The organism is Duganella rivi (assembly GCF_009857435.1).
GTDB classification, from domain to species: Bacteria; Pseudomonadota; Gammaproteobacteria; order Burkholderiales; family Burkholderiaceae_D; genus Rugamonas; species Rugamonas rivi.
In genome coordinates this window covers 1-438 of record NZ_WWCK01000020.1, presented here as the reverse complement: position 1 = coordinate 438, position 438 = coordinate 1, and the positions used below count along the sequence as shown (strand labels likewise).

The following is a 438-nucleotide window of genomic DNA, read 5'->3' as shown; positions in this document are numbered from 1 at the left end:
TTGATAACGCGGGGGTCGTTGGTTCGAGCCCAACCAGACCCACCAAGATTTGGGGGATTAGCTCAGCTGGGAGAGCACCTGCTTTGCAAGCAGGGGGTCGTCGGTTCGATCCCGTCATCCTCCACCAAATGCCTTTACGAATAACAGACTTATTCGTAAGTGTAGTTCTCGTTCTTTAAAAATCTGGAAGAAGTAAGTAATTGTTATGATCCAAATGAGAAATCGTTTGGATGGGTAATGATTGTAGAAATCAACAAACATGCAACAATTCTTATTCCTATAAACGCTTTCTGTTAGTCGCAGAAGCTAACGTTATAGGGACAAGTGAATAAGTGCACATGGCGGATGCCTTGGCGATTACAGGCGATGAAGGACGTAGTAGCTTGCGATAAGCTGCGGGGAGCTAGCAAACAAGCTTTGATCCGCAGATTTCCGAAT

1 tRNA gene and 1 rRNA gene are annotated in these 438 nt (G+C 45.4%); both read left to right on the top strand.

Annotated features, from left to right (window positions below):
* Positions 1–51: 51 nt before the first annotated feature.
* A tRNA-Ala gene (locus GTP45_RS27785) sits at positions 52–127 on the top strand.
* Between the two features lie 191 nt (positions 128–318).
* Positions 319–438: ribosomal RNA gene (locus GTP45_RS27780) — 23S ribosomal RNA — on the top strand; the annotation flags it as partial.